Consider the following 19,952-nt stretch of genomic DNA (forward strand, 5'->3'; position numbering starts at 1 on the left):
ATTCTAACCAAAGTCTAGCCTAGTGTACCGATTCGCTAGTTGAAAGTAAAGCGGGAAAACTGTCAAAGTTAGTAAAGTTTTGAGAACGTTATCGGCTTTATAAAGCCAAAATGAAACGGTTTCGTCCAGATTCTTTTGCGTGGTATAACGCTTCGTCGGCATGCTTCAAGACGCTATCAACTTCGATATCGTTCGAATGACAGGCCCCGAGCGAGACCGTGATGTGAAGCGTGCCTGCACTCGTCTCGAATGGGAACGTCGAGACTTTTTCTCGTATAGATTCGGCGAGACGGGACACTTCGTCCTTTTGAGCGTTCGGCATGATGATCAGAAATTCTTCACCACCGAAACGGCCGACGAGATGTCGGTCGTCACTTTCGGTGACGAGCAACATGCCGAGCTCGCGCAGTACGTCGTCCCCGACATCATGACCGTACGTGTCGTTGACGCGTTTGAAGTGATCGATATCGACGAGGATGAGGGCGTACGCTTCCGCCTCGACGGTCAAGTTGGCCATCGCCTCATTCAACAGACGGCGGTTGGCGATACCAGTCAAAGCGTCGGTACGGGCCAGTTGCTGCTGATGCTGAACGTTCTCAAAGTGACGTCTCAGCTCTTGGAGCAAGCGATAAGCGGCACATGCCCCGGCGTAGATCACAACGATATAGACGAATAAAATGGGATAGAACAGTTCGAGCGGGAGGGCATAGTAGAGCGCCGACCCGAACGCAGCGACGCTGATCGTCGTGAAGACAAGGAGCGTGTTACGGGTGTTGTCGAGCTTGAGCCGCAACAGACTTGTCGGCAGGACGAGTGCGACCATCGTCGCGATAGCTAAGTAAAATCCGACGTATTCGCCATCCGTTATCATGAAAAAACGACCGATGAGAAACAACATACCGGCGACGACACCGCTCACCCAACCGCCGAACAAAACGGCGAGCATAATCGGGATGGAACGAAGGTCGATCAATATTTTTTCGAGATGAAGCGCGTTCGCGAGCAAAATCAAGGCGATGAGACCGCTCTGGATACCGAGCAGGATACGCAACTTTAAAAACGACTGCGGCGTCATTCGAGGCCGGTTACGAAACGGCAAGAACGAGATGGTGAACAGGGTGAACAGAATACAAAGGTTGATGAAAAAAGAGTTGATGATGGTGAGCATACACGTGTCCCCTTGTGCGAGATAGAAATCATTAATTCAAGTATGAAAACTCTGGATCGCGATGAATCGTCAAGCTGTTACCACTCACGCCATTCCTCCGTGATGTCTTCATCGGTTTCATACCCGGCGATGGCTGCACCGGCTCGGATGAAGTCGTACAGCTCCTCACGTTCGAGCGTCTCGATAAAATGGTCGTGCTCTTCGTCGAGGCCGTTCAAACGCAGGACGACATCGCGGACTGCCCAGAGGATCGCTGCTTCAGAGCCGTCGGAATGGGTCAAAGCGCTCGTATAACGCCGGAGCGCGGCGTCGACAGCGAGGATCGCCGACAGCGTATAGACGTCGTCGCCTTCGTTCAGCCGGTCTTCCCACAACAAGGTTGGGCGGTTCGCCCACAACTGGTCAAAATCCATGGATGGATCCTCCTTCTGGCCGTGATTGTATCTTCCTCTCTATAATAGCAAAAAAGTTTGGTATGATAGATGAAAAGGGGGACTGTCCGTGCGTTATTGGGATCATTTTAAACGAGCGTTCATTCCGATCGCGCTCATCTTAATCGGTTTAGCCATCTTTTACACATTATCGGCACGAAACAACCTGGTGTTGACCATACTTGGGGCAGCGATCGTCGGTGTGATTTTATTTTTAGTGATGCGCCATATGAACCGGGTCGAAGACTGAAGACGAGAACACGTTTGGGGTTCTCGTTTTTTGTTGTCGGCGTGCTTTTTTGGGTACACTACATAGTAAGGAGGGATTCATTATGGCAAAAGCTACATTTGCGGGAGGCTGTTTTTGGTGCATGGTCAAACCGTTTCATAAATACGAAGGTGTCGAACGAGTCGTGTCCGGTTACACAGGCGGACACGTCGACAATCCGACCTACCAACAAGTCTGTTCGGAGACGACGGGTCATCTAGAGGCGATCGAAGTGACGTTCGACCCGGAGGTCATCTCATACGAGGAGCTGCTTCGGATTTACTGGCGACAAATCGATCCGACAGACGGGGGCGGACAGTTCAACGACCGCGGCGAATCGTATCGACCGGCCATCTTCTATCATTCGGAAGAACAACGGGACGCGGCCGAACGCTCGAAGCAAGAAGTCGAGAATTCGGGACGGTTCGAACGTCCGATCGAAGTCGAGATCCGTCCGGCCAAGACGTTTTGGGAAGCCGAGGACTATCATCAAGACTACTATAAGAAAAATCCGTTCCGCTACGAGATGTACCGGGTCGGCTCGGGTCGCGCCAAGTTCGTGAAAGAGGCGTGGAGCGATAAGAAACAAAAACAAGAACTGAAAGACCGTTTGACGCCGATGCAGTTCAAAGTCACGCAAGAGAACGGGACTGAACCGCCGTTCCAAAACGAGTATTGGGATGAGGAACGGGAAGGGTTGTACGTCGATGTGATCGATGGCACGCCGCTGTTCACTTCTCGCGACAAGTTCCAGTCGAACTGTGGCTGGCCAAGCTTCGCGCGACCGATCGAAGAGAAGCGGCTCGATGTGAACATGGACACGACGCACCACATGGTCCGGACGGAAGTGCGTTCGAAGCATGCCGACAGTCACCTCGGTCATCTATTTGACGATGGTCCGAAAGAACTCGGCGGCTTACGCTACTGTATCAATTCGGCTTCGCTCCGATTCATCCCGAAAGAAGAGCTCGAGTCTGCGGGATACGGGGAATACAAACATCTATTCGACGCATGAAGGGGAGACAGCCATGTTCACATCCGTCAAACAACAAATTCGCCGTGATACGATCGCGACGGTTCTAGATTATTACGATCATTCGATCCGGAACCTGACCGAAGCGGCACGGCGGGAAAAGTACGACAAGATGAGTACGAGTCCGTTCTCGTTCTTTCGTGGAAGCTCGCATTTGTTCTATTACGATTTTGCGAAAGTACCGCTCGCTTTCGATACGAGCGAGGCCTATCCGACGTTCATCCAAGGAGATCTTCACTTTGAAAACTTTGGGGTGTTCGGGGACGGGGCCGGGACGATCATTTATGATGTGAACGACTTTGATGAGGCATACCTCGGTTCGTATTTGTTCGATGTGCTCAGAATGGCCATTTCTGTCGACTTGTTCGCCGCCGAATCGGGCTTCGATTCCAACGAAGCGATTGAAGTGTACGCCGAGACGTATGCGCTCGCCATCAGACGGTACGCGAAAGGGAAAGACGGAGACGTGCAGTTTACGAAAGCGAATACGTCTAAAGCCATCAAAAAAGTGATCAAGAAGGCAGAGAAGAAGCAAGACGCGTTCATGTCGGAACGGACCGAAGTCCGGGACGAAGAACGTTACTTCGCGACGAGCGATGACTTAATCCCGGTCAGCGAGAAGACGGCGACGAAAATCAAACAGGCGTGGCCTGAGTATTTGAACTCGTTGTCGGGAGAGCATCGCCATCACGCCGATCATTACGACATCAAAGACATCGCCATTAAACGCGAGAGCGGGACGGCCTCGATCGGGCTCGAACGGTACTATATCTTGATCGAAGGGGCCGACGAGGAACATGACGAGGATGTCATCTTAGAGATGAAGCAAGCGCAATCGGCCGTCCCGTCCTTGTTTTTGCTGACCCATCCGTTGTTCGAGGACGGTCTGTCCCATGAAGGTGCGCGGGTCATCGCTGCCCAGCGTGCCATGGTGCATAGCCAAGACCCGTATCTCGGTTACTTCACGATCGACGGCAACGAGTATTACGTGCGGCAACGTTCGCCCTACAAACGGAAAGTGAAAGCGAAGCACATCAAGAACGAATCGTCGCTGATCGAAACGTTAAAAGTCCAAGCCGAGATCACGGCGAAAATCCATGCCCGGGCCGATGCGGACGCGAACGTTCTCGAGTATGAGGCGAGCGAGCGGATTGCGGAAGCCATCGGAGAGGCGCTGCCGTTGTTCGTTCGTCAAATCTCACGCTGGGCCCATTTTTACGCCAATCAAGTTCGTTTCGATTTCGAGGCGTTCACATCATGGGTCGAAATACGGTCTGAATCCGACTGAACCGAGCAAGACACTTGCGGTGAGGGACGGGTTTGTTTCAAAATGAGAGGGAAAAGGATGTGTTCGACCTATGATCACTGAGCAACAAGTCATCGCGCAAATGAAACACGTGATGAGTCAAATCGAACAGTCGAGCGGAGAGACGCAAAAGCGCCATCTGGCCAAGTTGATGGGTTACTGTGAGCTCATGTTGGCGGAGACGACACCCGCCGCACCGGTCGCGCAGGCACCTGTCGTCTCGGCGGAGCCGAAGCAACCGTTAGACCGGCAAATGGCCGCATTCCTCGGCATCCCTCTAGAGGATGAAGACGAACCTAAAACCGATTCGCTGCTCGATTTCTAAGCTGTGCCCTCGTGGCATGGCTTTTTTTATGAGGCGTCCACATTGACTTATATACCATAGGGGGTATAATGGAGATACTAAAACTTTTAAACAACGGAGGCGTGCCCATGCTTGATTTTTTGTTTGTCGCAGTGGTGATCGGATTGATTTATTTTTGGTGGACGAAGCGAAACAGCACGAAAACAGTATCGACGGACGAGTTGAAGCGAAAGATTGCGGAAGAGCGCAACATTCAACTACTCGATGTGCGGGAGCCGCACGAATATAAAGGCGGACACATTAAACAAGCGAAAAACGTACCGCTCTCAGGGTTCGGTAACGCGGCAGCACAATACCCAAAAGATAAAGAACGTCCCGTTTACGTCATCTGTCAAAGCGGGATGCGGAGCCAGCGGGCAGCGGCGATGCTGAAGAGTGCGGGCTATACAGACGTCTACTCGGTCAAAGGCGGCATGAGCTTCTGGCGCGGCTGAGCAACAACCGGTTGAACGATTTCGTTCAGCCGTTTTTTTGTGGGCTGATGTTTCTACTTTTGATTTGGAAGCGAGTCTGCTACGGTAGGAGAATAGGAAAGAGAGAGGGGATACCGACATGGCAGTCATTTTATTCGATATCGATGGGACGCTCGTCGACACGACCGTTCCGATGACGAAAGCGATTCACGAGGCACTCGAACAGCTTCCGCATCTTGAAAAGCCGAGCGAGGACGCGGTCCGGTCTGGCTACGGTTTGGCTGGGGACGCCTTTTGGGAGCACGTCATCCCGGAGGCGACGCGCGAAGAGATCCGTCAAATCCGTAAACTTCGTCACGAGACGCTCGAGCAGGCGATGGCGGGGCAAAACGTCTTGTTTGACGGCATCTACGACATGCTTGAGACGCTTCGCGCGAACGGGCATACGTTGACGACGGCAAGCAACTGTGGCGTTCACTATATGAACTTGATCCTCGATACGCAAGGCATCCGTCAGTTCATGACGGCACCTGAATGTCTCGAATCGGTTGGTGGCGAGAAGAAGGCCGATATTTTGACGGCGCACCGCCTGCGCCACGGGGATGCACATTATGTCATGGTCGGTGACCGCAAGTCGGACGTCGAAGCGGGCCGGGCCCATGATTTCCCGGTCGTCTTGACCGGATTCGGCTTCGGGAACGAGGACGAGTGGGCGCTCGCCGATTATGTGATCGCGACGCCAAACGATTTGGTGACGTGGCTCGACAACTGAAAAAACGCCTGTTGAAAAAATTCAACAGGCGTTTTTTTATAGTCCGAGCGAAATATATTTCACTTCTAAAAACTCTTCGATGCCGTGATGACCGCCTTCACGGCCGAGACCGCTCTGTTTCCATCCGCCGAACGGCGCTTGCGGGGTCGAAGGCAGGCCATCGTTGACGCCGACAATCCCGTATTCGAGCGATTCCGCCAAGTAAAGGGCCTCGTTAATATCTTGTGTGAAGATATAAGACGCGAGGCCGAACGGCGTGGCGTTCGCCCGCTCGATGACTTCGTCGAGCGTGTTGAACGAAGCGATCGGGGCGACGGGCCCGAACGTCTCCTCGTTCATGCAGAGCATATCCTCGTTCGCGTAGCGGACGACGGCCGGGCGGACGAACAAGCCGTCAAGCTGTTCACCGCCAGTGATCTCACCCCCACGGATTTGGGCGTCCTCGAGGTGTTTCATCACTTTCTCGACCGCAGCCTCGTCGATGAGCGGACCGATGTCGATGCCGTCGTCGAGCCCGTTCCCGACCTTGAGCGCTTGCACGGCTTCGATGAACCGCTCCGAGAATTCGTCGACGATCGAACTCTCGACGTAAATCCGATTGGCACAGACGCATGTCTGTCCACCGTTACGGAACTTGGTCGCAATCGCTTGTGGGACGGCCTTGTCGAGGTCCGCTTTCGCCGTGACGATGAGCGGGGCGTGGCCACCGAGCTCGAGCGAGATTTTCTTCATCGTGTCGGCGGCACCGCGCATGAGCGTCTTGCCGACTTCGGTCGACCCGGTGAACGTCAGCTTGCGTACACGTGGGTCGTGCTGCCAAACGTTGACGATACGAGCGGCACTGCCGGTCACTAGATTGATGACACCTTTCGGGAAACCGGCCTTCTCGGCCAATTTGACGAGTTCGATCGCTGTGAGCGGTGTCGCCGAGGCCGGTTTCAAGACGACGGTGCAACCGGCTGCTAGAGCCGGTGCCAATTTGCGGGTGATCATCGCCGCCGGGAAGTTCCACGGTGTGATGGCAGCGATGACGCCGACCGGTTGTTTGATCGCGAAAATGCGTTTCTCTTTTGAAGAAGCAGGAATCGTCTCACCATAGACGCGCCGTCCTTCCGCGGCATACCACTCGATGAATCCGTTGGCATAGCGGATTTCGCCGATCGCTTCTTTCAGCGGTTTGCCTTGTTCTTCGACCATCGTTCGCGCGAGCGCTTCCGTCTCTTCATCGATCAAGCGATGCCATTCGAGCAGTAGGGCGCCCCGGTCTTCGGCTGTCCGCTGCTGCCAGTCTTTTAAAGCGGCCTGGGCCGCGTCGACAGCGAGGCCGGCCTCGCTGTCGTCACTCTTTGTCACGGTTGCTATTACGTTACCGGTCGCCGGATTCCGGACCTCGATTGTCTCATTCGTCTCGATCCAGTCACCGTTAATGAAGTTGTTCTCAGCTCGCATCGTGTTCTCCCCTTTCGTCTGTGTCACACTGTAAAAGTACCCGATTTAAAAAAACATACACAATTTTACAGCGGGGCACGACAAAAAACCGTCACTCAGATGAGTGACGGGATCAGACACGAAAATCTTGGCGGGCCAAATGGCGAATCTTTCGACCGAGGCGCCTTGAGTTAAAGTAGGCGACGACGGAGACGACACCACCCGACCAAAACAGCCACTCATCAGGCCGGATATAGCCGAACAGACCGACGAACAATCCGAGAACGATGACGCCCGAGTTGAACGTCTGGCGATGGAGCAATTCTTTCGATTCGAGCTCGCGTTGGAACATCACCTGCTCGGACAACCGTTTCCGGGTCGGCTCTTTCAAATAGTTCTCGAGCAACGGCGGCACGTTCAACAGTTTCTTGCCGTAGTTGAGCGCCGTCATGACGTAGCGGTTTTGGATCGTCGTCCCGTCTGATTCGAGCCATTGGATCACGATCGGTTTACCGAGCGTGAACAAATCGATTTTCGGGTCGAGAATCTGTAAAATCCCGAGCAACGTCGAGGCGGCACGACCGAAGAAGGCGAACTCGGCCGGCAGTTGGATCGGCTCGTTCTTCACGAGCAGTTGGATATCTTGCAGCACTTTTTCGATCAATTTTGTATCGACCGTATCAATGTCGGTCTCTAAATAGAATGTGACCGCCTTTTCGATTGCTTGGCGGATGTTATGTTTATTCGCCGTCGGCAACAAAAAGCGCAAGTCTTCGAGGGCATCGACGACACCGTCGTAATCGAGCGAGATGAACGCCTGCAAGATCTTTCGGATCGTCGCCATGTCTTGCGCGGTCGACGATCCGACCATGCCGAAGTCGAGCAGGATGATCGTTCCGTCGGCCCGGATCTGGACGTTACCAGGGTGGGGGTCGGCGTGGAACTGTCCGCCGAATAATAGCTGTTCCGCGGCCATCGTGAACAGCCGTTCGGCGAGAGCGGAGCGGTCGATATTGTTTTCTTTTAAGAACGCAATATCTGTAATGCGACGGGAGTCGACCCAATCCATCGTCAATATCCGATTCGTACATAAATGATCGTAGTAGCCCGGGATGTAGACGTTTGGGTTTTCAGCATACTTCGCTTTGAAATACAGCGCGTTTTTTAATTCGGTTTGGAAATTTAGTTCATCCCCGATGACAAAAATCATTTGGCGATATAAGCTATCTAAGTCGGTCGATTTGGCGAGCGGCGTCCGTTTGAGCATCGTCGTGACGATTCGCATCGCTTTGAAGTCGGTGCGGATGATTTTTTCGATGTCCGGACGCTGGATTTTGAGCGCGACCCGTTTCCCGTTTTCAAGGAGCGTGGCCCCGTAGACTTCCCCGATCGAGGCGGAGGCGACGGCGTCGATGCCGACGTCTTTCACGACTTGGGTGTACGGTACGCCCCATTCGGCCTCGAGGATGGCACGAGACTTATCCCAACCTGACGTCGGTACGCGGTCGACGAGCTCGGACAACTCATTGAGGACGGACGGCGGCAGCAAATCGGCCCGGATCGACAAGAATTGACCGAGCTTGATCAACAGTCCCTCTAGGCGGAGCGCGTTACGTTTATACTCGCGGGCGAGCTGCAACATGAGCGCCTCGTACTCTTCCGGAGAGGCGAGACCTTGCTGCTGTTTGCGTGAGAATGCATAAATCTTAATGATGAATCGGGCAAACATTGTGACGATGATCCATATGCGGAACAAGGCGATTCGTTTCATAAAAATACCGACATCCTTTACAAGCAGTCGCTCGACTGATCTGATTTTTTTGTATCTTTACTTTACCATATAATGCTTTCGAGAAAGGGCAAGGGATGTTTATGGAGTGGGAATTATTGAACGTCGTTGGAACAATTGCGTTCGCGGCGAGTGGAGCCATCATCGCGATGGACGAAAAGTACGATATTTTTGGAGTTTGGTTGCTCGCCTTCACGACGGCTTTCGGCGGCGGGGCAATCCGTAACGTCTTGCTCGGCAACCCCGTCAGTTTGATTTGGCAACAAAACGATTTATTTATTCTCTGTTTTCTCGTCGCGCTCCTCATCTTCCTGCTCCCGAGCGTCGTCTTGCCGCATTGGGAAAGATGGGGCGTCATCGTCGACGCGATCGGCTTGGTCGCGTTCTCTTTCCAAGGGGCGCAAGTGGCTATCAAATTGGATTTGCCGTTGTCGGCAGCGATTGCGGCGGCCGTCCTGACCGGAGTCGGCGGTGGTGTCGTCCGCGACTTGCTTGCCGGACGGAAACCGCTCGTCTTGCAGGCGGAAGTGTACGCGATTTGGGCGATCATCATCGCGGTCGTCACGTACTACTTCCGGCTCGAAGGCGGACTTCCGGTGTATGCGTTATTGATTGTCGTAGCGACGCTTCGAGTGATATCCTACTATCGGAAGTGGAATTTACCAGCACGAAAAGTGAGATAAGGGGGAAATCATATGAAATTATTACTCATTACCGGTGCTGCCTTGATGGCGCTCGGTGTCGCGCTCGGCGCGTTCGGGGCTCACGCATTGAAAGAGCGTCTGGCGCCGAATATGCTCGCGAACTGGCAGACGGGGGTCTTGTACCACATGATCCATGCGATCGGCATCATTGCGCTTGCTAGTATTTTGACGAAAGTGAGCATCAGTCAATTCAACACAGCCGGTTGGCTCATGTTTGCCGGCATCCTATTCTTCTCGGGCAGCTTGTATGTCATGGCGCTTACAGGTATCACGAAACTTGGAGCGGTCACACCAATCGGCGGTGTTCTTTTCATCGCGGCATGGGTGTTCGTCATTATCGGTGCATTCAAACTGTAACGAAATATCCATCGAGCGTTAACACTTCGTCTGTATCCTTAGACGTGTGAGACCCCTCGATTTCACACCCGCAACGAACGTTCGGTCAGTCCTGTCATCTTCGCCTTGAGCGAGAAGTCAGACTGACCATTTTTACTTTTTTTGGGAATGGATGAGTTTAGAAAAAATGCTGGAATATGCTTTTTTGAAATAAGGTAAATGATTTACGGTTTTCAATTACTATTACAGAAACGTTTCAAACCATAAAAAATCGAAAAAACGTTGAAATACAAAGAAGAGGGAATGCCAACGGCTTTCCCTCTTCTTTGTCGTAATCAAAGTGAAATATAACTTTAACAGGAAAACATTCGACACTTCGATATAATTAGTCGTGTTGAAACTAAAAAATTAATCGTTTTTGTTACATAGAAAAACGACCGACTTAAATAGAGTATGTAAAACTAGCCCGTCAAATTAGAAAGGATGTCTGCATTGATTAATTGGAAACGTACTGTCTCAGCACTTACGCTGAGCGCCTTGCTCCTCGGCACGCACTCGGTAGCCGATGCCTCGACGACAATCAAAGAGAAGCAAGAGCAACAGAAAAAAGTTAAAGAGCAACGAAATAGCGTCAAACAGAATCAATCGAATACGTCTTCGAAAATTCAACAGAACACTAAAGAAATCTCGAAGGTACAAGAAGAAGTCAACAAAATGGACGCTCAGCTTCAAGACATCATCTACGACGTAGCGGCAAAACGCCAAGAAATCAAACGTACAGAGATGAAGATTGAAGATCTCGAAGTGGACATTAAAGGTTACGAGAAAAAGATGATCGCTCAAGAAAAAATGATGAAAGAGCGGATGGCCACGATGCAAACGAACGGTGGCGGTTCAATCAACTGGGCAGAATTCATCTTTGGATCAAAAAACTTCTCTGACTTGATCACACGCATGATCACGGCTGGTACGATCCAACGTAGCGACCAAGAGTTGTTCAACGACTACGAAGCGACACGTCTATCTCTTCAAGAAGCACAAGCCGCACTCAAAGCAGAGCGGGCCTCACTTCTAGAGCAACAGAAAGCACTTGAAGCGCGTCAAGCCGAACTCGAGAAGAAGATGAAACAGCGTGAAGCTCGCATTAAAGAACTTGAAGAGAAAAATATCGAATTTGAAACGCAAATCTTCGACCTACAAGAAATCGAAGCGACGTTGATCGCTCAAGAAGAGGCGATTGCAGCTGAAATCGAAGCACAGCGCCGTGAAGAAGAAGAAGCGCGTCGTCGTGCGGAAGAGGCAGCACGTCAAGAAGCGGCTCGTAAAGCTGAAGAGGCACGCCAAGCTGAGGCTGCCAAAGCAGCGGCCGCGCAACAAGCCGAAGAAGCGAGAGCTGAAGCTGCACGTCAAGAAGAAGCGGCTAAAGCTGCGGCTGCACAAGCTGCTGCTCAGAAAAAGCAGAACAGTAATACTAATTCCCAGTCATCGTCGTCTTCAAACCAAACGACACAAAATAATGTGACAGCTTCTAAACCGGCTGCACCACCGGCACCTAAGCCTAAGCCAGCACCAAAACCGGCACCGGCTCCTAAACCGGTACCGACTACGCCGACAGCTTCGGCACCGGCACCATCGAGCGCGAAATTCATTCAACCGACGACTGGTCGTTTCTCGCAAGGTTTCGGACCGGCAAGCGGACAGTTCGGCTATTCGTTCCATAACGGTGTCGATATCGCCGGACCAGTCGGTACACCGATCCGGGCTTCGGCAACTGGAACGGTCATCCGGGCTGGATGGGGTGGCGCTTATGGGAACCACGTCATGATCGCCCACGTTATTGGCGGTCAAGTCTGGACGACTGTCTATGCGCACATGAACTCGGTATCAGTTAGCGCTGGTCAGCGTGTGACGCAAGGGTCAAACATTGGAACGCTCGGGAACACTGGAAACTCTTCAGGCCCGCACCTTCACTTTGAAATCCACCAAGGCAGCTACTCGTACTCGTCTTCGAGCGCCGGTAGCACCGTCAACCCACGTCAGTTCTTCTAATCCTAAACAAACGAGCACTCGTCAATCGCGACGGGTGCTCGTTTTTGCGGAAAAATAGTGCCCATCCATTGCGGATAGGCACTATTTTTAACATAATTAAGCGAGAATTCTCCCACCTCTAAGCGTCTGGGGCATAGCCCAGCGTAGGTGGGAGATGAATCGCCCGTACATAAACCTCTTGGCCATCCCTGTGACAGATATGACGAACAGAAGTTCGTGATTCCGTCAGATTTCCCTTCCCCCGCCGCGGGTATCGGATGAGGAAGGCGTTCATCACGATCATCGGTCGAGAGGAGGCGCAGACATGCTGAAGGGCTACAAATACCGGCTCCACCCGACCGCGGCACAGGCCGAGTTCCTCGTCAGGACGATCGGCTGCGCCCGCTTTATCTACAACAAGCTGCTCGAGGACCGCATCGCTATCCACGAGGAGACGAAGGCGAGCGGCGGGTCGAAGCGGAAGCCGCCGACACCGGCCTCCTACAAGCCCCTGTTCCCGTTCCTGTGTGAGGCGGACAGCCTCGCGCTCGCCAACGCAAAGCTGCACCTCGACACGGCGTTCGCGAAGTTCTTCGCCGGGACGGCCGGCTTCCCGGTGTTCAAGTCGAGACGAAAGGCGCGCGCGTCCTACACGACGAACAACCAGCACGGCACGATCCGCATCGAGGGGGACCGGGTCCGGCTCCCGAAGGTCGGGTTCATCCGGTTCACACAGCACCGAATCTTCGACGGCGAGATCCGCTCCGCGACCGTGTCGATGACGAAGACGGACAAGTTCTTCGTGTCGCTCCTCGTCGAGCAGCCCGACGAGCCGTGGGTCCCGGCCGAGCACAAAATCGGGATCGACCTCGGCCTCGGGCACTTCGCCGTCATGACGAACGACGCGCTCGTGACGGAGACAATTCCGAACCCGCGCAACCTACGCGAGGCCGAGGAACGGCTGAGACGAGCGCAGCGCGCGCTCTCCCGCAAGAAGCCCGGCAGCCGGAACCGCGAGAAGGCGCGGCTCCTGTTGGCCAAAAAGCATGAAAAGGTACGGAACCGCCGACATGACTTCCTCCACAAGCTGTCACGACGCATCGTCGACGAGAACCAAGTCGTCGTCGTCGAGACGCTGAAACCGAGGGAGATGATGCAGGACCGCCGCCTGGCAAAGTCGATCGGGGACGCCGGGTGGGGCGAGTTCGTCCGCCAGCTCGCCTACAAATGCAGGTTCCACGGCCGCACACTGATCCAGGCCGACCCGTGGTTCGCCTCGACCCAGGTTTGTTCGGCCTGTGGCGAGAACGGCGGCAAGAAGGACCTGCACGTCCGCGAGTGGACATGCGCCGCATGCGGCACGCACCATGACCGCGACGTCAACGCGAGCCTCAACCTGTTGCGTCTCGCCGACTGAAACACTCCAGGGCAGGGACTGCCCGACGAGCTTGGTCCACAACCGTGGCTGGTAAGAGCACGGTCTTCCCAAGAAGCTCCCACTTCAAGTTGCGAAGCAAATAAGTGGTGAGTAGTTCACTTAGCTTGCTCGATGTCGTCTTGTTTTGTGTCAGTCATACGGAATCGCTCGCGAACGAGATAGATGATCGTTAAGCCGACCAACCATGGGATCCCGAACTTGAGCAAGATGTTGAAATCGGTAAACCATGTCGTGATCATTAAGCTGAGCAACAGCCCGGCACCTAGGAGCGGTAAGAACGGATAGCCAATCATACGGACAGGGAGTTTACGCCCCGTCCATTTTTTGCGGAAGAATAAGTGTGAGACGAAGACCATGAACCATGTGAAGATCGCCCCGAACATCGAGATGCCCATGAGGAACGGATACGACGTCTCCATGAACACTTGAAGCAATGCCGCGAGGACGATTCCGCCTGTCGAAACGAACAAGGCAGGCATCGGAATCCCGCTTGTGCTTACTTTTTTGAAGATACGCGGTGCGTCGCCGGCTTCGGCGAGTGAGTACATCATGCGCGTCGAGGCATACAATTGCGCGTTCATCGCCGACAAGGCGGCGACCAAGATGACGAAGTTCAAAATGCTAGCCGCGCCAGGCACATCAAACTGCTGCATGACGAGGACGAACGGGCTTTGATCGATACCGGCCTGCTGCCATGGGATGAGCATGAGCATGATGGCGATCGTGATCAAATAGAAGAACGTCAAGCGGAACACGGTCGCCCGCAACGCCTTTGGTACGGCGCGGTCCGGGTCTTTCGCTTCGCCAGCCGTGACGGCGACGAGCTCTGTCCCGAGGAAACTGAAGAGCGAGATGAAGATCGTCACCCACATGCCGTAAAATCCGAAAGCGAAGAACCCTTCATTTCCGGTCGTGATCGATTCGATCGGTGAGCCCGGTTGGCCGAACAGTGCGGCCGCACCGAGGACGATGAAAAGAATGATGGCAGTGACTTTGATGAATGATAACCAGTATTCGGTCGTCCCGAACGTATGGACGTGCCGAGCGTTGACGTAGATGAGCAATCCGCCGAACACGGCGACCCAGACGAATCCGTTCACATCCGGGAACCAGTAGCGCATGTAAATCGCGATTGCGCTCACTTCGACCCCGATTGCGAGGACGTTGGCGATCCAGTACGAATAACGGACCAAGAAGCCAGCGAGCGGATGGACATAACGCTCGGCGATCGTGCCGAACGAGCCCGAAGTCGGATGAGCGACGGTCATCTCGGCGAGACAACCCATGAGCAAGAGGACGATAAACGCCCCGATGGCGTAACTGACGAGCACGCTCGGTCCTGCCGTTTGGATGGCGAGGCCGCTTCCGAGGAAGAGGCCCGTTCCGATGGCGCTGCCAAGCGAGATCATCGTGAGCTGTCGGGTCGACAGTTCACGTTTTAGTTTGCTAGTTTCCAAAGTCAAATCTCCTTTAGTTGAGTGAAGTGTTGTTGGGGACGACTATAGCAGACAAAAAAATCACGTGTCAACTTGCGACGTTCTGAAACATGCGGTCGATTCGTCCGCACTTATAGAAGCAAAGTTTTTTTGCACACTTTTGTTTGACAGGATGAATCGGGAACGGTATAGTACGAGTTAACTTAACTGAAACGAACAAAGGCGTCGACGAAGAGAAGTAACGACGGTCCCCGCATGACAGAGAGCTGATGGTTGGTGTGAATCAGTATGTGGGACGTCGCGAATGGACTTCCGAGCTCTAAACCGAAATTTTTAGTAGGCTTTAGCGGGTTACCCACCGTTATCACGGGGAAGCGGATGATTGTCCGTGAAGTGGGTTCGACATGAACCAACGAAGGTGGCACCACGGGGTTACTCGTCCTTCTCATAGCGTGAGCTGTGAGTTGGACCGAGTGACCCTTTTTTGTTTTTCAAATTAAATCTTAAATCGATGATTGAGAAGAGTAGCGTGAAGAAGTCTCGTACAGAGAGTCAGGGGTGGTGGGATCCTGACCGAGACCGTCACGTGAATGGGCTCATGAGAGCACGGCTGAATGTTAGTAGGCCGTGACGGCTTCCACCGTTATCAGGATACGATGTGATAGCATCGGAAAGTGGGATCGATTGATCCAACGAGAGGTGGCACCGCGGTCCATACCGTCCTCCATACGACAGACGTCGTATGGAGTTTTTTTATACCCAAATCGCTTAAGGAGGAACGGACATGTTAACACGACTACTGACGAACCAAGTGACGACGACCGAGATGAAACAGGCGGCTTCCGAGTTGTTTCAAGCGGATGAAACGCAAATCACCGAGGTGCTTCTCGCATTGAAAGCACGCGGCGAGACGGCCGAAGAGATGGCGGGGCTGGCCGATTATATCCGTGAAGCGGCGACGTTCCCGGAGACGACGCTCCCTGTGCTCGACGTTTGTGGGACCGGCGGTGACGGAGCGAACACGTTCAACATTAGTTCGACCGTCGCGTTCGTTCTCGCCGGACTTGGTATCCCGGTCGCGAAACATGGGAATCGGAGCGTGTCAAGCCGGTCGGGTAGCGCCGACGTGCTCGAGGCGTTGAATATCCCGATCGTCCAAAGTGCTGACGACGTGTTAGCTGAACTTGAGCGGACGAACTTGAGCTTCTTGTTCGCCCAACACGTCCATCCGATCATGAAACATGTCATGCCGGTGCGAAAACGGCTCGGGACGGCGACGATCTTCAATCAAATCGGTCCGCTGACGAACCCGCTCAAGCCGAGACGGCAATTGATCGGCGTCTACCATCCAGACTTGATTGAGAAGATGGCTACGGCGATGCGCCATCTCGGAGTCGAACGGGGCATGGTCGTCCATGGGGCCGGTGGGCTCGACGAGGCGAGCCTCGTTGGTGCGAACGAGGTACTCTTCTTTGACGGAGAGCAGACGGCGAGATATCAAGTCGACCCGCGAGACGTCGGGTTGATGCGGGCGCCGCTGTCGGCGCTACAAGGTGGTACACCCGAAGAGAATGCGAAGACGCTCGTCGCCGTCTTGAACGGCGCGGCCGGACCGGCGCGGGACGTCGTCTTGTTGAATGCGGCACTCGCGTTATGCACATATGGTGCCGTCAAGACGTTGCGTGAAGGTGTGGCCGAGGCGAGCCGAAGCATCGACGAGGGCCACGCCGTCCGCGTCCTTAAGCAACTACAAAAAACGGAGGTGGGTGCATGAGTTACTTGACGAAAATTATCGGGACGAAAATCGAAGAGGTCAACCAGATGCAAGACGTCACGGTCACGGCGACGGAGCCGATCTCGTTACAGCGGTTAGTCGCGGACGGGTTTCATATCATCGCAGAAATTAAGCGGGCGTCCCCATCAAAAGGCGTGATTCGAGCCGAACTCGATGTAGCCGAACGGGCTCAGGTTTACGAACGGGCCGGTGCGACGATGATCTCGGTGCTGACGGATACGACGTACTTTAACGGGTCGTTCGATGACTTACGCCAAGTCGCTGACGCCGTCGATATCCCGGTCCTGTGTAAAGACTTCATCATCGATGAACGACAACTCAACCGGGCGAAAGCGGCCGGCGCGAGCGTGGCGTTGTTGATCGTCGCGGCGTTACATCCGACTCGCCTGCACGCGTTGAAGCAACACGCGCGCCTGATCGGCCTCGACGTGCTCGTCGAAGTGCACGATGAATCCGAACTCCAGACGGCGCTCGAACTCGGGGAAGTGTTGATCGGCATCAACAACCGGAACTTGAAGACGTTCGACGTATCGCTCGAGACATCGGTTGAATTGATGAAGCGTTATCCGAACGTGGCTTTCGTCAGTGAGAGCGGAGTCAGCACCGGCGAAGCAGCGAGCCGACTGCGAGACGCGGGAGCCAAAGCGATTCTCGTCGGAGAGGCGCTTATGCGACAGGATGACCCGACGGCGTTGATTGAGGAGTTGAAGACGTGTTCGTTAAAATATGTGGATTGAAAACAGAAGAAAGTGTGACGGCGGCGGTTGAAGCCGGGGCCGATGCGATCGGCTTCGTGTTCGCGAACAGCTCACGCCAAGTCGATGTGACGACGGCGAAACGACTACGGCAGTTGATCCCGAATCACGTCCGTGTCGTCGGAGTGTTTCTCGACCCGACGCTTGATGAGGTCGAGACGGCAATCACTTGTGGATTGACGGATATCCAGCTGCACCGGCGCACGTTGCCGCTTGAGACGTTCCGACAGTTCAATCTGCCGATCATCGAAGCGAGCAGCGAGACGGAGGCGGATATCGTCTTACTCGATGCGCCGACGCCCGGGAGCGGGGAGACGCTCGACTGGTTGCAGTTGGAACGTCCGCAGCGAACGTTCTGGCTCGCCGGCGGTTTGACGGCCGACAACGTGAAACAAGCGATGCACGACTTACGGCCTGACGGGGTCGACGTCTCAAGCGGCGTCGAGACAGATGGAGAGAAAGATATCGATAAAATCCGCACGTTCATCAGACGTGCCAAGGAGGAAACACCATGTACACACAACCAGTGAACGGGAAGTTCGGCCCGTACGGAGGAAAATATATACCGGAAACACTCATGCAGGCCGTTGAAGAACTCGAGGTGGCTTATGAGGAAGCGAAGTTAGATCCTGAATTTCAAGAACGCTTCGACGCGTTGCTCAGCGAATACGTCGGACGGGAGACCCCGCTTTATTATGCGGAGAACATGAGCCGACGCCTCGGGACGAACGTCTACTTGAAACGGGAGGATTTGAACCATACCGGTGCCCATAAGATCAACAACACGATCGGGCAGGCGCTGCTCGCCAAGCGGATGGGGAAACAGAAAATCGTCGCCGAGACCGGTGCCGGACAACACGGTGTGGCGACGGCGACGGTGTGCGCGTTGCTCAATTTAGAATGTACGATTTTCATGGGTGAGGTCGATGTCGAACGGCAAGAGTTGAACGTGTTTCGGATGGAACTGCTCGGGGCGACGGTCATTCCGGTGAAGTCAGGCAGCCGAACGTTGAAAGATGCGGTCAACGAAGCGTTACGCTACTGGGTCAAACACGTTGACGATACGCACTACGTCATGGGCTCTGTCCTTGGACCACACCCATTCCCGACGATGGTGCGTGACTTCCAAAGTGTGATCGGAACAGAGACGCGGCGCCAAATTTTAGACAAGACCGGACGCTTGCCGGATGCCGTCATCGCTTGCGTCGGTGGTGGCAGCAACGCCATGGGGATGTTCTACCCGTTCTTGAATGACGAGGACGTCGCCTTGTACGGTGTCGAGGCAGCAGGAAGCGGCGTCGATACGGACAAGCATGCGGCGACGCTCACCAAAGGGGAAGTCGGCGTGCTCCACGGCTCGCTCATGTACGTGCTGCAAGACGGGGCCGGACAAATCCAAGAAGCGCACTCGATCTCGGCTGGACTCGATTATCCTGGGGTCGGACCAGAGCATAGTTTCTTGAAAGACATCGAGCGTGTCCGTTACGCGGCGGTCACCGATGAGGCGGCGTTAGAGGCATGTATGTCACTCAGTCGACATGAAGGCATCATCCCGGCACTCGAGTCGTCACATGCACTCGCCTATGCCGAGACGCTCGCCGCGACGATGGACGAGGACGATCTGCTCGTCATCTGTCTGTCCGGCCGAGGTGATAAAGATGTGCATACGATTCGAGAAAGGGTGGGACGGAAATGAGCTTAGAGACAGCGATTCGAAATAGAGACGGGGCAGCGTTCGTCCCTTACATCATGGCTGGAGACGGCGGACTCGATCAACTCATTCCGACGATCGAGCGGCTCGAAGCGATGGGCGCGACGGCGATCGAGCTCGGGATCCCGTTCTCAGATCCGGTAGCGGACGGGCCGATCATCGAGGCGGCCGGGATGCGGGCCCTCGCGGACGGGGTGACACTCTCTAGTGTGTTGGATTGTTTAATAGAAGGAACTGAGCGTTTCTCAGTCCCGATCGTCCTCATGACATACTTGAATCCGGTGTTCCGGTTCGGAATCCAGCCGTTCTTCGACCGTGCGGCCGCATGCGGCGTCAGCGGTGTCATCATCCCCGATTTGCCGTTCGAAGAGAGCCTCGAACTATTCGCGGGGATTGAACGGAACGGGGTCGCGGTCGTCCCGCTCGTCACATTGACGAGTAACAAACAACGAATTGACACGATCTTAAGTCAGGCCGAAGGGTTCGTCTACGCGGTGACGCTCAAAGGGACGACCGGAAAAGTCGACGCGTTCCCGGACGAACTGCTCGCTCATTTACGGTCATTGACAGAACGGTCTCCGGTCCCGGTACTCGCCGGATTCGGTGTCCATCGGGAAGACCAAGTGCAAGCGCTCGGTGAGGTGTGTGACGGGGTCGTCGTCGGCAGTTTCATCGTCGAGGCGCTCCACGCCGGACGTGAGCAAGACGTCGCCGAATTGATCGCATCGGCGCGTCGAGTCAAATCATAAAACAAGGACCGTGCCCTGAGGCACGGTC

20 protein-coding genes and 2 other annotated features are annotated in these 19,952 nt (G+C 54.3%); of the genes, 15 read left to right on the forward strand and 5 right to left on the reverse strand.

The genetic code is table 11. The annotated features are described in order from the left end of the window. Positions 1 to 97: 97 nt before the first annotated feature. Positions 98 to 1,168: a diguanylate cyclase gene (locus EVJ30_RS11450; RefSeq protein WP_131469176.1), complete on the reverse strand. Its 1,071-nt coding sequence runs from the start codon at positions 1,166 to 1,168 to the stop codon at positions 98 to 100. A gap of 77 nt (positions 1,169 to 1,245) precedes the next feature. After that, on the reverse strand, positions 1,246 to 1,581 hold the full coding sequence (locus tag EVJ30_RS11455) for a hypothetical protein (protein WP_131458989.1): 336 nt from the start codon (positions 1,579 to 1,581) through the stop codon (positions 1,246 to 1,248). 88 nt (positions 1,582 to 1,669) lie between these two features. Here EVJ30_RS11455 and EVJ30_RS11460 point away from each other — a divergent pair, with 88 nt between their 5' ends. The 6 genes from EVJ30_RS11460 to EVJ30_RS11485 all read left to right on the forward strand — a co-directional run bounded on the left by EVJ30_RS11460 (position 1,670) and on the right by EVJ30_RS11485 (position 5,755). Beyond that, complete coding sequence (locus EVJ30_RS11460; RefSeq protein ID WP_016510109.1) at positions 1,670 to 1,849, forward strand: hypothetical protein; 180 nt, start codon at positions 1,670 to 1,672, stop codon at positions 1,847 to 1,849. Positions 1,850 to 1,931: 82 nt separating this feature from the next. Continuing rightward, positions 1,932 to 2,882, forward strand: a complete 951-nt coding sequence (gene msrA / locus EVJ30_RS11465; RefSeq protein ID WP_131458988.1) for a peptide-methionine (S)-S-oxide reductase MsrA — start codon at positions 1,932 to 1,934, stop codon at positions 2,880 to 2,882. Positions 2,883 to 2,895: 13 nt separating this feature from the next. Beyond that, entirely contained in the window at positions 2,896 to 4,188 is a 1,293-nt protein-coding gene (locus EVJ30_RS11470) for a DUF2252 domain-containing protein (RefSeq protein ID WP_131469178.1), read from the forward strand. A gap of 70 nt (positions 4,189 to 4,258) precedes the next feature. After that, a complete protein-coding gene (locus tag EVJ30_RS11475; protein WP_131439374.1) occupies positions 4,259 to 4,531 on the forward strand; it encodes a DUF5327 family protein in 273 nt (90 codons plus the stop codon). 107 nt (positions 4,532 to 4,638) lie between these two features. Next, the gene (locus tag EVJ30_RS11480; protein ID WP_070329175.1) at positions 4,639 to 5,004 is read left to right on the forward strand and encodes a rhodanese-like domain-containing protein; all 366 of its coding nucleotides are present in this window, start codon (positions 4,639 to 4,641) and stop codon (positions 5,002 to 5,004) included. A gap of 118 nt (positions 5,005 to 5,122) precedes the next feature. Further along, positions 5,123 to 5,755 carry an HAD family hydrolase gene (locus EVJ30_RS11485; RefSeq protein WP_070329142.1) on the forward strand — a complete coding sequence of 211 codons (633 nt, stop codon included), beginning with the start codon at positions 5,123 to 5,125 and terminating at the stop codon, positions 5,753 to 5,755. 36 nt (positions 5,756 to 5,791) lie between these two features. Here the strand turns inward: EVJ30_RS11485 and EVJ30_RS11490 are convergent, their stop codons facing one another. After that, on the reverse strand, positions 5,792 to 7,204 hold the full coding sequence (locus EVJ30_RS11490) for an NAD-dependent succinate-semialdehyde dehydrogenase (RefSeq protein WP_131458831.1): 1,413 nt from the start codon (positions 7,202 to 7,204) through the stop codon (positions 5,792 to 5,794). Between the two features lie 112 nt (positions 7,205 to 7,316). Then, positions 7,317 to 8,954 carry an ABC1 kinase family protein gene (locus EVJ30_RS11495; protein ID WP_131469180.1) on the reverse strand — a complete coding sequence of 546 codons (1,638 nt, stop codon included), beginning with the start codon at positions 8,952 to 8,954 and terminating at the stop codon, positions 7,317 to 7,319. A 95-nt stretch (positions 8,955 to 9,049) separates the two neighbouring features. Between EVJ30_RS11495 and EVJ30_RS11500 the strand changes: the two genes are divergently transcribed. The 4 genes from EVJ30_RS11500 to EVJ30_RS11515 all read left to right on the forward strand — a co-directional run bounded on the left by EVJ30_RS11500 (position 9,050) and on the right by EVJ30_RS11515 (position 13,457). Beyond that, the gene (locus tag EVJ30_RS11500) at positions 9,050 to 9,655 is read left to right on the forward strand and encodes a trimeric intracellular cation channel family protein (RefSeq protein ID WP_070329139.1); all 606 of its coding nucleotides are present in this window, start codon (positions 9,050 to 9,052) and stop codon (positions 9,653 to 9,655) included. A 12-nt stretch (positions 9,656 to 9,667) separates the two neighbouring features. Then, positions 9,668 to 10,033 carry a DUF423 domain-containing protein gene (locus EVJ30_RS11505; RefSeq protein WP_016510107.1) on the forward strand — a complete coding sequence of 122 codons (366 nt, stop codon included), beginning with the start codon at positions 9,668 to 9,670 and terminating at the stop codon, positions 10,031 to 10,033. A gap of 462 nt (positions 10,034 to 10,495) precedes the next feature. After that, complete coding sequence (locus tag EVJ30_RS11510) at positions 10,496 to 12,061, forward strand: murein hydrolase activator EnvC family protein (protein WP_131469182.1); 1,566 nt, start codon at positions 10,496 to 10,498, stop codon at positions 12,059 to 12,061. 304 nt (positions 12,062 to 12,365) lie between these two features. After that, a complete protein-coding gene (locus EVJ30_RS11515) occupies positions 12,366 to 13,457 on the forward strand; it encodes an RNA-guided endonuclease TnpB family protein (RefSeq protein WP_131469184.1) in 1,092 nt (363 codons plus the stop codon). Positions 13,458 to 13,573: 116 nt separating this feature from the next. Here EVJ30_RS11515 and EVJ30_RS11520 read toward each other — a convergent pair whose 3' ends face one another. Next, positions 13,574 to 14,941 (reverse strand): amino acid permease, encoded by a 1,368-nt coding sequence (locus EVJ30_RS11520; RefSeq protein ID WP_370250913.1) that lies wholly within the window; start codon positions 14,939 to 14,941, stop codon positions 13,574 to 13,576. Positions 14,942 to 15,130: 189 nt separating this feature from the next. Next, positions 15,131 to 15,361, forward strand: a binding site (T-box leader). 55 nt (positions 15,362 to 15,416) lie between these two features. Then, positions 15,417 to 15,642: a binding site (T-box leader), on the forward strand. A 56-nt stretch (positions 15,643 to 15,698) separates the two neighbouring features. On the opposite strand from EVJ30_RS11520, the gene trpD reads away from it, so the two are divergent. Genes trpD through trpA form a run of 5 tightly spaced genes read left to right on the forward strand, consistent with a single transcriptional unit; the run spans position 15,699 to position 19,924 of the window. Next, entirely contained in the window at positions 15,699 to 16,688 is a 990-nt protein-coding gene (trpD, locus tag EVJ30_RS11525) for an anthranilate phosphoribosyltransferase (protein WP_131458837.1), read from the forward strand. Further along, positions 16,685 to 17,446, forward strand: a complete 762-nt coding sequence (gene trpC / locus EVJ30_RS11530) for an indole-3-glycerol phosphate synthase TrpC (RefSeq protein ID WP_131469186.1) — start codon at positions 16,685 to 16,687, stop codon at positions 17,444 to 17,446. Before trpD ends, trpC begins: the two co-directional genes overlap by 4 nt. Further along, positions 17,422 to 17,994, forward strand: a complete 573-nt coding sequence (locus EVJ30_RS11535; RefSeq protein WP_131469188.1) for a phosphoribosylanthranilate isomerase — start codon at positions 17,422 to 17,424, stop codon at positions 17,992 to 17,994. Before trpC ends, EVJ30_RS11535 begins: the two co-directional genes overlap by 25 nt. After that, entirely contained in the window at positions 17,976 to 19,160 is a 1,185-nt protein-coding gene (trpB, locus tag EVJ30_RS11540; protein ID WP_131469190.1) for a tryptophan synthase subunit beta, read from the forward strand. The genes EVJ30_RS11535 and trpB overlap by 19 nt, the downstream gene beginning before the upstream one ends. Continuing rightward, the gene (gene trpA, locus EVJ30_RS11545) at positions 19,157 to 19,924 is read left to right on the forward strand and encodes a tryptophan synthase subunit alpha (protein WP_131469192.1); all 768 of its coding nucleotides are present in this window, start codon (positions 19,157 to 19,159) and stop codon (positions 19,922 to 19,924) included. The genes trpB and trpA overlap by 4 nt, the downstream gene beginning before the upstream one ends. Positions 19,925 to 19,952 lie beyond the last annotated feature (28 nt).

This window comes from Exiguobacterium sp. SH5S13 (genome assembly GCF_004337085.1).
GTDB lineage: Bacteria > Bacillota > Bacilli > Exiguobacteriales > Exiguobacteriaceae > Exiguobacterium > Exiguobacterium aurantiacum_A.